Source organism: Acetobacter sp. DmW_125128 (genome assembly GCF_008704325.1).
Classification (GTDB): domain Bacteria; phylum Pseudomonadota; class Alphaproteobacteria; order Acetobacterales; family Acetobacteraceae; genus Acetobacter; species Acetobacter oryzifermentans.
In genome coordinates, this window is sequence record NZ_VHOP01000009.1 from 18,089 (window position 1) to 30,786 (window position 12,698).

Below are 12,698 nucleotides of genomic sequence, written 5' to 3' on the forward strand. Positions count from 1 at the left end.
TGCTCACCGGAGTCAGTCTGGAGACATGCCCGGATCATAGGGGCGTTCATCATCATCCAGAAACTCTGCATCCAACGGTGCAAAAAGCAGTTCTGGGGCCGGTTCTTCTGGCGGTAGGCCGTAATCATCCAAACCATGATCACGCACTTCGCCCAGTTCTGCATCCGGGAAAAACTTGAGAATGGCCTTCACCAATGGGTGAGCTTCAGCTTCCTTACGCCGAAACTGAATGATTTCAGCCCCCTGCGCATCCAAAGTGGGTTCGCCCTCTTCCTCCGAAAGCCCCACCCGCCATGACATACCCGTGGCACGATCCAAAACTTTACGCAGTTCTTGCGCGGCCCCGGAGGGCACGTGCTGTTCAAACCGCAACACAATATGCCCCGGCGCAAAGGACACCAGATGCGCCGCATGCCGAAGCTGACCGTGCAGGATGGCTTCTTTCTGGTCCTTCACCAAAGCCACGGCTTCTCGCCATGTGCGTGGGTTGGAAAAAACCTGTGGTTCAGCAGAGGGAGCAGAAACCGGAGCAACGACTGGCACGGCGGCAGAAACACTTTGTCCACCAATCACCATACGCAATGGCGGCTGATGCCCTGCTGAAGCTGATGGCGTAGGCAACGCAGAACTTGCCCCAGCCGTGGGGGCTTGAGAACTTCCACCTGTATTTGGAGAAGCTACTCCCTGCCCTGCTGAATGCCCCGCGCCAGAAAGACGTTTTATTAAATCTTCAGGAGATGGCAGATCCGCCACATAACACAGGCGAATCAGCACCATATCTGCGGCAGCGCGCCTATCAGATGCGGCTTCCACTTCCTGCATCCCTTTTACCAGCATCTGCCACGCACGCATCAGCACAGGCACAGTAAAGGTATCAGCCATATGCGTGCCCCGCACACGCTCGGCCTCTGGCATATCTGCCGAATCGCGCAAGCTGGGAACGGCCCGCAAACGAGAAACCGTGTGCACCAGTTCCAGCATATCCCCCAACACAAGGCCGGGGTCTGCGCCGCGTGCATATGCTGCATCCAGCAACGCCAAAGCCTGCTCTGGCTTGCCTGTTAACACCGCTTCCAGCAGATCGAACACAACTTCCCGATCTGCCAAACCCAGCATGTCACTGATAACTGTGGCGCCAATTACACCATCTGCATCCGTTTGGCCGGTACCCTGCGCAATTGCCTGATCCAACAAGGAAAGCCCATCACGCACCGAACCGTCAGCAGCCCGTGCTACCAATGCCAGCGCATCTGGTGACAGACGCACATGCTCTTTATCTGCGATGCGGGAGAACAACCCCACCAGTTCAGATTGTGGAACGCGCCGTAAATCAAACCGTTGGCAACGCGAAAGCACCGTTACCGGCACCTTCCGCAGTTCTGTCGTGGCAAAAATAAACGTAACTTGTGCAGGCGGCTCTTCCAGCGTTTTGAGCAGCGCATTGAAGGCATTGCGAGAAAGCATATGCACTTCGTCAATAATAAAGACCTTCATGCGCCCTTGCATGGGGCGGAAGCGCGTGGCTTCTATAATCTCACGCACATCATCTACACCTGTGCGGGAGGCAGCATCCATTTCCAGCACATCTGGGTGCCGATCGTTCAAAATAGCCACACAGTTTGCGCAAACACCGCATGGATCTGCCGTTGGGCCACCTTTGCCATCTGGCCCGATGCAATTAAGAGCGCGTGCAATAATACGGGCTGTAGTGGTTTTACCCACCCCGCGCACACCTGTAAGCATAAACGCGTGGGCCACCCGCCCCAGTGCAAACGCATTACGCAGCGTGCGCACCATGGCTTCCTGGCCAATCAGATCATCAAATGTGGTGGGGCGATATTTACGGGCCAGCACCCGGTACGGCGATGCTGCCTGATCCTGCGTTGCGGGAAGCTGCTCAACCACTTGTTGGGCAGGCTCATCACCAAACAGACCAGGGCCTTCCATTTCAGGATTGGGGAGTCCCTCATCCTGAGGAAGCTGCGCGTCTGTTTTGTCGCTCATGTCTTGCCCGAAGAAAAAGTTCACGCCTTGTTTTATATGCGAAACACGTGCCGCATTGGCGGAAAATAACGGGTGGAAAGCCGAACAATGACCCGGACGAAACTTACCATGGCTGCTTCCTTCCGGATCTGACCGGGTTGGCAAGGTGTCCGTCCACTGCCGACTTTCCGCTTTTTACATAACACTAAATGCAGGCAGATGCCAACCCTGTGTAATAGCTACCAAAGCCCGTTGCTTTACCTTCTGGCCATGAACAGGCTAAAAACGGAACACCCCAGAAGCACAGACCTGTGTATTAAGAGAGTTTTGCGCGTGTTTTTATTCCGCCCTTCCACTCCGCTTTTTCGGCCTCTTACTTTGGCATCCCTCTTTTTTATGGGCTCTCTTGCTGCCTCAGCAGTTGCGCGCGCAGATGATGATCCGCCAGCCCGTACAAACGTGCCAAATGTGCAGTTACAAAAAGAGTTAGCCGTATTGCACTTTAAACCAGAAGCAGCTAGCCCGGCCTGCATTGATGCACTGAAAGAACTGCACAAAACGCAGGATATGCTTAAAGCTGAAGAAGCGCGATCTCATGATCAGGATCTGGCTATTGCGGAAGATGTGCTGGAATCTGATTTTGAAAATTCTATAGAAATGTGTGCACCAGATGTGCAGCGCCTGTGCGAAGCACCCAATCCTTCTGCCGAGCTGGCGCATACCTGTGAGAAAATTGACAGTCTGCCTGATTCTGCAAACTGATTTTTCTTTAAACCCAGAAAGGCCTGGCCCTGCATGCACAATCGCACCTTCTGGCGCGCTGTTTCCTGCCCGGCCGGGCCTTATGGCTGGCTACCACTTATTCTGATTGCAATATTGTTTTTTATAATCGGCTTTGTAACATGGCTGAATGGGCCTCTTATATCTTTTGTAAAAATTGCATTTTCCCTTGATGATATAAGCGCATTTTTTATCCCTTTCGTTTTTTATATTTCATATTTTTTATTCGCCATTCCGGCCGGTAGAATTGTAACAAAACAAGGCCTGCGACAAAGCCTGATATATGCTTTAAGCATTATGACAACAGGCATGATTGTTACAGGCCAATTTATGAAAGCATCATCCTATCTTGGTGCATTATGCGGATTTTTAATTCTGGGTAGCGGGTTGGCGCTTCTGCAGGTTGCTATAAACCCTTATATAAGCTTTTTAGGCCCAACTGATCGCGCTGCACAACGTATTGCAATTATGGGTATTTGCAACAAAGTTGGCGGCATTTTAGCTCCTATTGCTTTGGCAGCGTTTGCCATGCCGCATATTGGAGATTTGCCACTTACTTACAATGCACAAAACAATTCGATCTTACAGCAACAATTCATTTCTACAATTTACTGGCCTTATATAGGAATGGCTACGCTTTTAGCTCTGACAACTTTGTATATAAAATGTTCAACTCTACCTGATATAAAAATATCTCATCTAAAAAACATAGAAACAAGCGTTCCTACAAATTCAAACCCAACCTTATGCTTTGGTGTTTTGGCCATGTTTCTTTACGTTGGCGTAGAGGTGTTGGCTGGAGATGCTATTGGAACCTATGCATCTGGATTTCATATTCCATTCAGAATATCCAGTCTTTTTACATCAGCTACTCTTGTTTGTATGCTTTGTGGGTATCTGGTTGGGTTAATATGTGTACCACGCCACATCTCTCAAGAGCGTGCACTTCTGCTTTCCTGCCTTACAGGTTTTGCCTTAAGCCTTCTGGCATATATGACTCATGGATACATATCTGTTGCATGCGTAGCGCTGCTGGGCTTCTCAAATTCCATGATATTTCCATCTCTTTTCCCAACCGTTTTAAACTCCACCCACAACAAAACCTCTTTTGTCTCTGCGTTGTTGGTTATGGCATATTGTGGAGGTGGTATTTTACCGCAATGCTTTGTATGGCTAAAATCCATTATAGGGTTTCAGGCAGCATTTTCAGCATTATCCTGCATATGCTATTTTGTAATTTCCTTATTTATTTTACATTTTTCAAAAATGCCCCACAACACAAACACCTAATGGCTGGCTGATATGACCGAACTTTCCGGAAATCTTGTGCTTCCAAATACAATTGTAAGCGGAAGTATACATTTTGAAACCAAAATTCAGGATATTACACCTACTCAACATGAAACAGACCGCTATATTCTTCCTGGCTTTATCGACGGACACATCCACGGGGGCGACGGCGCAGATACAATGGATGGTGTAAAAGCCATTCACACCCTTAGCCGGTTTCATGCTCGGCATGGCACGACAACATTATTGCCAACAACCATCACCAGCCCTTGGCCGGATGTTATCAACACATTACATGCTATTGCTGAAGTGACTGGGCAACAAATTCCAGATGGCCCGATGATACATGGCGCGCATCTGGAAGGACCTTTTGTGAGCCCCCATAAACTCGGGGCTCAGCCTCCTTTTAATATCGCCCCAACATCAGACAAGGTTTTAGAAGTTCTTGCTACAAACTGCGTGCGTGTTGTGACACTAGCACCGGAGCTTCCTCATGCACAAACTGCCATGAAAAGTTTTGCCAAAGCTGGCGTGCGCGTAAGCCTTGGTCATACAGTTGCCAGTTATGAACAAGCTCATCAGGCTATTTGTCATATTTGCAAATCTGGTGGTGTGGTTGGGGGCACCCATCTCTTTAACGCTATGCCGCCCATTGAAAGCAGACGCCCCGGCCCAGTTACCGCCTTAATGTGCAGTGACGCCTATGCCGAAATGATTTTTGATACACACCATATCCATCCAGCAACATTTCAACTAGCTCAACGCATTATGCCAGATCGGCTTGTTTTTGTAACCGATGCCATGCGTGCTGCTGGTTTGCCAGATGGGCCAAGCCAACTTGGTGGGCAAGACGTAATTGTAGAAAATGGAACAGCACGCTTGCCAAATGGTAGCCTTGCAGGAAGTGTGCTGACATTAGATGTTGCCCTACGCAATGCCGTAAAGACCGGAACATCATTGCACGAAGCAGTAGCACTTTTAACGCGCAACCCAGCAAACTATCTAGGGCTGCATGACCGCGGCATATTAGAGGCCGGAAAACGTGCTGATTTTGTTGTAATGGATTCCAACCTGTATGTGCAGGAAGTATGGGTAAGCGGCCAGCGTATTTATTAAAAAAGACGGGAAGACTTTTTATGTTTCTTCCCGCCTTATACGCAAGATTTACTCTGAAAGTTGCAGAACGCTTTCCACGCCTTTGCGTGTGCCCAGCACTGCAGCTTTTTCTTTTACCGTAAGCTTATGTTCAACCTCAGAAACTGTGTGAGATTCTGAAAGTTTTACTAAACCCACGAGCTGATCCGCATTGATGGGATCTCCCGCTTTACGCTCTGGTGGCAGCATAGCCATATGCGCCTGCGCCAGCCCCACATCTGCCCGCAAAGCCCGCAAAGCATCTTCTGGAAAATCTGGGGTTTCATCACTTTCGCGGTCTTGCTCTGCCTTTTTAAGAACATCCGGCATATTGGTTTCTTCTGGCACTAAAAGAAGGCCAGCTTTGCGAAAATCCAAGCCAACATTACGACTGCTGGTAAACGCCACCAGAGGGATGGAAAAAACCAGCCCCAGCAAAACCGGTGTCATCCAGAAGAAAAGAGAGGGAGACACAACCCATGCTCCAGCCCCTAATAGCACACCAAAAATGGTAAAACGCCCATACTGACGGACAATATCCATAAATGGCACACCGCCATCATCTCGCCGTTGTGCATTCCAGCCGGAATCATGTCCTGTAAGAATGGAGAATACACCGAGTGTTTGAATCAACATGGCTATTGGTGCAATCAAACCACCAATCAGTGTTTCCACTAATATGGAACCTGCCGCACGTATGGCACCACCACACCCTTTGCAGTTTTCCCTATCCAGCAACAACGCGATATACGCAAGAAGTTTTGGTGCTAGCAGCACAATCATGGTACCGATAAACACATACTTCGCCTGTACAGGATCAACATGCGGCCAGTGTGGATAAAGAAGCTTTGTTTCTCCAAAATATTCTGGCCGCTCAAAATGAGCCTGAAGAGAAATTAAAATACCAGTCAACAAAAACACAAGCCACAAAGGCGATGTTACATAAGCCCCGATACCAACAACCATGTGCATCCGGCTGACCCAATGCAGCCCCTTTGTTGGCAGAACCTTGACGTGCTGCAAATTACCTTGGCACCAACGCCTATCGCGAATGGCAACATCTGTAAGGGAAGGAGGACTTTCCTCGTAAGAGCCATCAAGAGCTGGCACCATATGAATGGCCCAGCCCCCGCGGCGCATTAAGGCAGCTTCTACAAAGTCATGGCTCAGAATATGTCCACCAAAAGGTGGCTTGCCCGGCACATGCGGCATGCCTGCCTGTTCGGCAAAAGCGCGAGTGCGAATAATGGCATTATGGCCCCAGTAATTTCCCTCCGAGCCATGCCACCATGCAATACCGTACGCAATAACAGGCCCGTACACACGGCCCGCAAACTGTTGCAAACGTGCAAAAAGCGTTGTGCCACCAGTAATAACCGGAAGTGTCTGTATAAGGCCCACACCAGGGTTACGCTCCATGGCTGCGGCCATACGCACCAACGTGGCGCCAGACATAACGGAGTCTGCATCCAACGTAACCATGTGGTCATATGCTCCGCCAAAGCGGCGCACCCATTCCCCCAGATTACCAGCCTTACGCTCTACATTATTATGGCGACGGCGGTAAAAGATATGATCATATCCGCCAGTTTCTTCACGCAGCGCCAGGAAGGCTGCCTCTTCCTCTACCCATACATCCGGGTTTGTGGTGTCTGAGAGAATAAAGAAATCGAAGGCATCCAGTTCCCCCGTTTCCTGCAAACTATCGTAAATAGCTTTCAACCCCGCCATAACACGGCGAGGAGGTTCATTATACGTAGGTAGCAGAACAGCATTCCGCCGTGTAAGCTGCGGCAGCGGGCCAGATTTGCTGATACCTAGCCCAAGGCCACCATGCGCAACCAGAGAACAGAACCCGGCAACAGAAGATGTAAATGCCAGTGCAATCCACATAAATAGAGCAATAAACAACAGCAGCATGATCACACCCAAGGTGGAAACACCTGCTTCATCCATCACTTTATGCGTGCGCCATGCCCCATAGGCCGTCAGCAACAATGCTGATCCAATAACAGCCAACCGACGCAGCACGATATTCCGCGGAGAGGTAAGAGGCGTGCGGCCACGCCCTGCCATATTGGGTGCAGCATGAAAATCCTGCACCGGCATATCCAACGGAGATTCTGAAGGGAGAGCGCGAAACATTTGTGTAGAATCCGGCATGCTTACGGCGTCCATCGGTATAGCCACTGTTCAGACACTGGGCCCGTATCAGTTTCTAGGGCACAGCTTAAATCCGCCACCTTGGCATCACCTGGCACAAACTCAAATGTTGTGCGCCAACCGTTAATTTCCGGATTTGGCTCTACAACAACATTACGAATTGTGCCCGCAGATGCTTGCGGAGAAACGTGGAAGTGCGTGTCTTTTGGCAGATGCTCAAAAGGTGCGCCCACAAAATCTATGGCGAAGAAACGAGCGGTCTTATCATCCACCACAGCGCCTACACGTGTGGCACCAATACGTGCCAACGGAGTGGGAAAAGGTGCATCCCATCCCCAGTACATACGATAGGTGAAGCTGTATTCCTTGCCAGCCAGCAAAGGTTCCTTGGGCCGCCAGAAGGCAACAATATTATCGTTTACTTCATTGGGTGTAGGAATTTCCACCAGATCTACCCAGCCGGAACCCCAGTCTCCAATAGGCTCAATCCACAGGGAGGGACGCTTTTCATAATGCAAGGCCAGATCTTCATAATCATGAAAAGAACGTCTGCGCTGCATCAGCCCGAAACCGCGCGGAGAGGTATCAGAAAATGTTGAAAACTGGAGATCAAGCGGGTTACGCAATGGGCGATAAAGCTGTTGATCTGCTCCTGTCCACATTTGCAGAGCTTCGCTATCATGCGCAGCGGGGCGCCAGTCATCAATGTGGTTGCGATCGTTGCCATCAAAATAAAACATGCCCGTAAGGGGCGCGATGCCAGATTGTTCTATCTTGGTGCGTGGGAATAATGTGGACTGCACATCAAACACCGTGCTGTCACCGGGGCGGATGGTAAAACGAAACGCCCCTGTAAGAGATGGGCTATCTAACAACGCATGTATAACAACAGACTGCACGCCCGGCTGAGGTTTTTCCAACCAGAAGGCGCGAAAAAGAGCAAATTCCTCGCCTTTAGGATCACCCGTGCCATCAGCAAAGCCACGTGCAGAAAGCCCATAAATCTGGTCTTTACCTACTGCACGAAAATACGATGCCCCCAGAAAAACACAGAACTCTTCCATTACACCCGGGGTGTTAATGGGGGCACGTAGCCGCAAACCTGCAAAACCCAGATTATCTTCTACCCGCAAAGAAGGATCTGCATATGTAAACAAATCTGGAGAATAGGGAACAGCTGCTGCCTGCCCATTCTGCACTTCGTAAATTTCGATCCGCGGCTTGTATAAAAAACCACGTGGATAAAATTCCACATCAAAACCCAAATTATCGCCAGCCCACAAAGCGCGATCTGGACGGTAGGCAATGCTCCGGAATTGATCAAAATTCAGGTTTGAAAGTGTCTTTGGTAACGTTTGATCTGGCCCCTTGTAAGGTCCATTTGCCAGCCTGCGAGCAATCTGCGCAACTGTGTTATCATCAAATGCACCAGTAGCATTTGCTAGCCCTTCGGCATGTGCCCGCCCAATGGCACCCCCTACCAGCGAAGCCAGGGTAGCGCCTGCCCCTGCCTTGATTACATCACGTCGCTGCACATTTGCTGACACGTCTGTCTCCCGCTCTTTTGCTAAATTTTATGGGATGGTTGTTTCATTGTTCTGAATAGACCCATCTCATTCTGGTGAGGTTTTTTGTGGGCACGCAGACAATAAATTTTCCAGTTCCGCTATATCAGAACGAGCAGCCTGTGCTGCCTTATCTGCAATCTGCCGATACAGCGTGACAACAGTTTTACCTGTAAGTGTAAGAAAAGCCCCACCGCCACCGCCGGGCCGCGTGATAACCAGAGGTTCCTTAAAAAGCTGGTTCAGATTATCTACCAACAGCCATGTACGACGGTAAGACATACCCATGGCGCGCCCCGCCGCTGAAATGGAGCCTGTTTCTTCCAACTTTTCCAGAAGATGTATCTTACCATGCCCCAACGCAGGCTTACCATCTGCATCTAGCCGCAATGTCAGTCTTACTCGTGCCGTCATGCCTACCCACTTTTCCAGTTATCAGCCTTTAAGCTGAATAACTGTATAAGGAAAAAACGGAAATTCTATATGACTCCCAGCGCAGATACCACTTGGCGTTCCATGACACCAGATGATCTTGCCGGTGTTATGACATTAACTGCCCGCATCCATCCCGATTACATGGAAGATCTGGTTGTTTTTGAAGAACGCCTGAAACTTGCACCTGATGGCTGCTTTTCTCTTGTGCGGGGTAAAGAAGTGCTTGGCTATCTGATAAGCCACCCATGGCAAGGCCTTGTTTCCCCGCCATTAAACACCTTGCTGCATACCCTGCCTCGTAAGGCAGACAGTTGGTATATTCATGATCTTGCCTTATCCCCAACAGTAAGGGGGCAAGGGTTTGCGCAACAGGCTTTGCTATTGGCCGAACAGGCTGCGCGCAGGCAAAAACTGCATACTCTTTTACTTACATCTACCTGCCACGCCATTGGCTTTTGGCAGAAAGCGGGCTTTACGGATGCGCCTACCAATAAAGCAGAACAGGCGGTGCTGGCATCTTATGATGCGCAAGCCCGCCTGCTCTATCGTGCTATAAGCTAGAAAATTTTAGTCACCTTCATGGTGTTCTGGTGCCACCATCATAGCCTCGGCAACAACGCCTGCGTGTTCACGCACGCGGCGTTCAATATCCGCGGCCATTTCTGGGTGATCACGCAAGAACTGCTTGGCATTTTCACGCCCCTGCCCAATGCGCTGGCTATCGTATGAAAACCATGAGCCAGATTTTTCAACAACTCCGGCTTTTACGCCAAGATCAATCAGCTCACCAACCTTACTGATGCCTTCGCCGTACATGATATCAAATTCTACCTGACGGAAAGGTGGCGCCATCTTGTTTTTAACAACCTTTACGCGCGTCTGATTACCTGTCACCTCATCCTTGTCCTTGATGGATCCGATGCGGCGAATATCCATACGCACGGAAGAATAGAACTTCAGGGCATTACCACCCGTGGTTGTTTCCGGATTACCAAACATCACACCAATTTTCAGGCGGATCTGGTTCAGGAAAATCATCAGAGTATTGGAGCGTGCCACCGTACCCGTAAGCTTACGCAAAGCCTGGCTCATCAAACGCGCATGAAGGCCAACATGGCTATCGCCCATGTCTCCTTCCAGTTCTGCGCGCGGCACCAGTGCTGCAACACTATCTACCACCAAAACGTCAATAGCGCCGGATCGCACGAGTGTATCTGCAATTTCCAACGCCTGTTCACCCGCATCTGGCTGGCTGATCAGCAGGTTATCTACATCCACGCCCAGCTTTTTGGCATAACCGGGGTCCAACGCATGCTCGGCATCAATAAAAGCACAAGTGCCACCACGCTTTTGTGCTTCTGCAATAGCATGCAGCGCAAGCGTGGTTTTACCAGAGCTTTCTGGCCCGTAAATTTCCACCACACGGCCACGGGGCAACCCACCAATACCCAGCGCAATATCCAGCCCAAGGGAACCAGTAGGAATAACATCTGCCTCTACCTTGGGCCGCTGCCCCAAGCGCATGACAGAACCTTTGCCAAAAGCACGTTCAATCTGTCCCAGCGCGCCTTCCAGAGCCTTTGCCTTATCCATTTTTACCATTCCCTTCCTGTGGGCCGGACTGCCAGATGTACGTAAGGCCCTTGAATGTGCATAACGCACCATGCACAAAAGATTATGCGTTCAATTCCTGCCATAAAGCCTCTACGGCAGCAACGAATGTACTGGGTAACCGCTTTATGGAAACTTTTTGCTAATGTTGCGATCTCTACCTGTTCCATTAAGAACAAATTAGCAACTTTTCAAGATGGCAGCATAAAATTCATCTGCCATCTTTTAAGATTCTAAAAATTATCAGCTCTTTTTCCCATGATCGGAAGAAAGAGCCAGCCCAAACCCCCTAGGGTCAGTCCAACCAAAGCATTTACTGCCATCCCCCGGCAAACCGGCTGGGCAGGACACAAAATTGGCGCGCCCCACACCATTGGTCACCTGTGGGCGACTTCCCGCTATTGCTGCCTGCAAGGCTACGGCTGCCGTATCTGCCGCCACATTCTGCCCAGACGCCGTGGCCGCAGCCTGAAACTGGTTACCCCGGTGCGCAATAGCAACAGGCAGAAGCGGCAAAGGTTTCCGCACGGGGGAAGCCCCCAGCATAATGCCTGTAGACCCAGCAATACGCCCGGTACCAAACAGATTGTTCATGGTGAATGCACAACTTACAGATTCACCCTGCCTATCCGTCACCACAAAAGATGTGGAAGCAGGCAAGGCAGGTAGAACCGAGCCAGCAGGAATGTGGCCAGAATTCAGAAGAGCCTGTGCATCTGCAATACTGGTAGCAGCTCCTTTTGCACCCTGCCGCGCACGCCAACCAGATACAGCCGTTTCCGCCCTTACGCGGCCGCCATTTTGCCCCACATTGGAAAGATACGCCGCAGCCATACCAAACCCACCATCTGCAGGTGGCGGCAAGAAGCTGATATCAATGCCATCAACACGCGCTGTAAGCGGCTGTGCTGCCATAGGAATAGCTGCGCGCAAATCCAACGTTGTCAGCCCCGCACCGGCAACACGCGCAGCCTCTGCAAATGTCTGGCCCAGTGCGCCGGCGTAAAGATCGCCCACACCAGCAATACGCATCCGCTCCAGTGCACCCGCCAGACGTGTCTGCACCATCACGTCATCTGCTACCAATACGTTGCCGTTGGCATTGCCAAAAATGGCACGGGTTTTTTCATCTGCCAGCAAAGGTGCCTGTACAGCAGCAAGGTCAGACGCCAACAACCCGCCCACCGGCACACCACGAGAGGCCAGATTACGCGCAGGCAACAACAGATCAGCAAAATCCACACTGCCGTAACGCAACTGCATTAAATACAGGCCGCGCGCCAGCATGGGAGCAGAGGCGGGACGATCCGCCCCGGCGTCATTCAGCCCGGCTCTGGGCAGAAATACAAAGGCCTGCCCAGCGCTTTCACCCGGCTTCCATGCCAGACATGCACCACCACCACCCAAAGAGGCTCGGGAAGGCAGCGTAACAGAAAGGGCCAACCCAAGAGCAGCCGCAGCATCTGCTGCGTTGCCCCCTTTAGCCAGAACATCACGCCCAACCAGAACGGCCTGCGGTTCATCCGCCACAACCTCTCCCACAAATCCTGTTTCCACAGGTTGCGCAATATGACTGCCAGAACTACAGGCTGGCAGAACAGAGGTAAGAGCAAGAGCCAAAGCCCCCGCACGCTTGCGAGAACCAGAAAGCACGGTTTTAAACCGCGTAAAACGGGGGATAATAGAACGGGCGGCCACGCCTTGCTTTCTCCACTACTGGGCCCGTCCGGCGGGCAG

10 protein-coding genes and 1 other RNA gene are annotated in these 12,698 nt (G+C 50.8%); 4 read left to right on the forward strand and 7 right to left on the reverse strand.

Annotated features, from left to right (window positions below):
* Positions 1-12: 12 nt before the first annotated feature.
* Entirely contained in the window at positions 13-2,004 is a 1,992-nt protein-coding gene (locus tag FKW19_RS03745) for a DNA polymerase III subunit gamma/tau (protein WP_089178341.1), read from the reverse strand.
* 71 nt (positions 2,005-2,075) lie between these two features.
* An RNA gene (gene ffs, locus FKW19_RS03750) (signal recognition particle sRNA small type) lies at positions 2,076-2,173 on the reverse strand.
* Between the two features lie 29 nt (positions 2,174-2,202).
* Between ffs and FKW19_RS03755 the strand changes: the two genes are divergently transcribed.
* Genes FKW19_RS03755 through nagA form a run of 3 tightly spaced genes read left to right on the forward strand, consistent with a single transcriptional unit; the run spans position 2,203 to position 5,169 of the window.
* Positions 2,203-2,745, forward strand: coding sequence for a hypothetical protein (locus FKW19_RS03755; RefSeq protein WP_050793146.1), 543 nt, complete (start codon positions 2,203-2,205; stop codon positions 2,743-2,745).
* Positions 2,746-2,778: 33 nt separating this feature from the next.
* On the forward strand, positions 2,779-4,053 hold the full coding sequence (gene gluP / locus FKW19_RS03760; RefSeq protein ID WP_089178340.1) for a glucose/galactose MFS transporter: 1,275 nt from the start codon (positions 2,779-2,781) through the stop codon (positions 4,051-4,053).
* A 12-nt stretch (positions 4,054-4,065) separates the two neighbouring features.
* Complete coding sequence (nagA, locus tag FKW19_RS03765) at positions 4,066-5,169, forward strand: N-acetylglucosamine-6-phosphate deacetylase (protein WP_089178339.1); 1,104 nt, start codon at positions 4,066-4,068, stop codon at positions 5,167-5,169.
* A gap of 48 nt (positions 5,170-5,217) precedes the next feature.
* Here the strand turns inward: nagA and mdoH are convergent, their stop codons facing one another.
* The 3 genes from mdoH to FKW19_RS03780 form a co-directional block, all read right to left on the reverse strand.
* Complete coding sequence (gene mdoH / locus FKW19_RS03770) at positions 5,218-7,350, reverse strand: glucans biosynthesis glucosyltransferase MdoH (protein ID WP_193561102.1); 2,133 nt, start codon at positions 7,348-7,350, stop codon at positions 5,218-5,220.
* A gap of 2 nt (positions 7,351-7,352) precedes the next feature.
* Complete coding sequence (locus FKW19_RS03775) at positions 7,353-8,897, reverse strand: glucan biosynthesis protein (RefSeq protein ID WP_089178337.1); 1,545 nt, start codon at positions 8,895-8,897, stop codon at positions 7,353-7,355.
* 66 nt (positions 8,898-8,963) lie between these two features.
* Complete coding sequence (locus FKW19_RS03780; protein WP_006116636.1) at positions 8,964-9,329, reverse strand: winged helix-turn-helix domain-containing protein; 366 nt, start codon at positions 9,327-9,329, stop codon at positions 8,964-8,966.
* A gap of 69 nt (positions 9,330-9,398) precedes the next feature.
* On the opposite strand from FKW19_RS03780, the gene FKW19_RS03785 reads away from it, so the two are divergent.
* Entirely contained in the window at positions 9,399-9,911 is a 513-nt protein-coding gene (locus FKW19_RS03785) for a GNAT family N-acetyltransferase (protein WP_089178336.1), read from the forward strand.
* 6 nt (positions 9,912-9,917) lie between these two features.
* Here the strand turns inward: FKW19_RS03785 and recA are convergent, their stop codons facing one another.
* Both recA and FKW19_RS03795 read right to left on the reverse strand, forming a co-directional pair.
* Entirely contained in the window at positions 9,918-10,943 is a 1,026-nt protein-coding gene (recA, locus tag FKW19_RS03790) for a recombinase RecA (protein ID WP_269320058.1), read from the reverse strand.
* Positions 10,944-11,204: 261 nt separating this feature from the next.
* Positions 11,205-12,659, reverse strand: a complete 1,455-nt coding sequence (locus tag FKW19_RS03795; RefSeq protein ID WP_089178335.1) for a gamma-glutamyltransferase — start codon at positions 12,657-12,659, stop codon at positions 11,205-11,207.
* Positions 12,660-12,698 lie beyond the last annotated feature (39 nt).

What these genes read in the sequence shown, in the direction of transcription:
- recA (WP_269320058.1), bottom strand. Translation starts at nt 10,943, where the DNA reads ATGGATAAGGCAAAGGCTCTGGAAGGCGCGCTGGGACAGATTGAACGT.
- FKW19_RS03780 (WP_006116636.1), bottom strand. Translation starts at nt 9,329, where the DNA reads ATGACGGCACGAGTAAGACTGACATTGCGGCTAGATGCAGATGGTAAG.
- FKW19_RS03755 (WP_050793146.1), top strand. Translation starts at nt 2,203, where the DNA reads ATGCCAACCCTGTGTAATAGCTACCAAAGCCCGTTGCTTTACCTTCTG.
- FKW19_RS03745 (WP_089178341.1), bottom strand. Translation starts at nt 2,004, where the DNA reads ATGAGCGACAAAACAGACGCGCAGCTTCCTCAGGATGAGGGACTCCCC.
- nagA (WP_089178339.1), top strand. Translation starts at nt 4,066, where the DNA reads ATGACCGAACTTTCCGGAAATCTTGTGCTTCCAAATACAATTGTAAGC.
- mdoH (WP_193561102.1), bottom strand. Translation starts at nt 7,350, where the DNA reads ATGCCGGATTCTACACAAATGTTTCGCGCTCTCCCTTCAGAATCTCCG.
- gluP (WP_089178340.1), top strand. Translation starts at nt 2,779, where the DNA reads ATGCACAATCGCACCTTCTGGCGCGCTGTTTCCTGCCCGGCCGGGCCT.
- FKW19_RS03785 (WP_089178336.1), top strand. Translation starts at nt 9,399, where the DNA reads ATGACTCCCAGCGCAGATACCACTTGGCGTTCCATGACACCAGATGAT.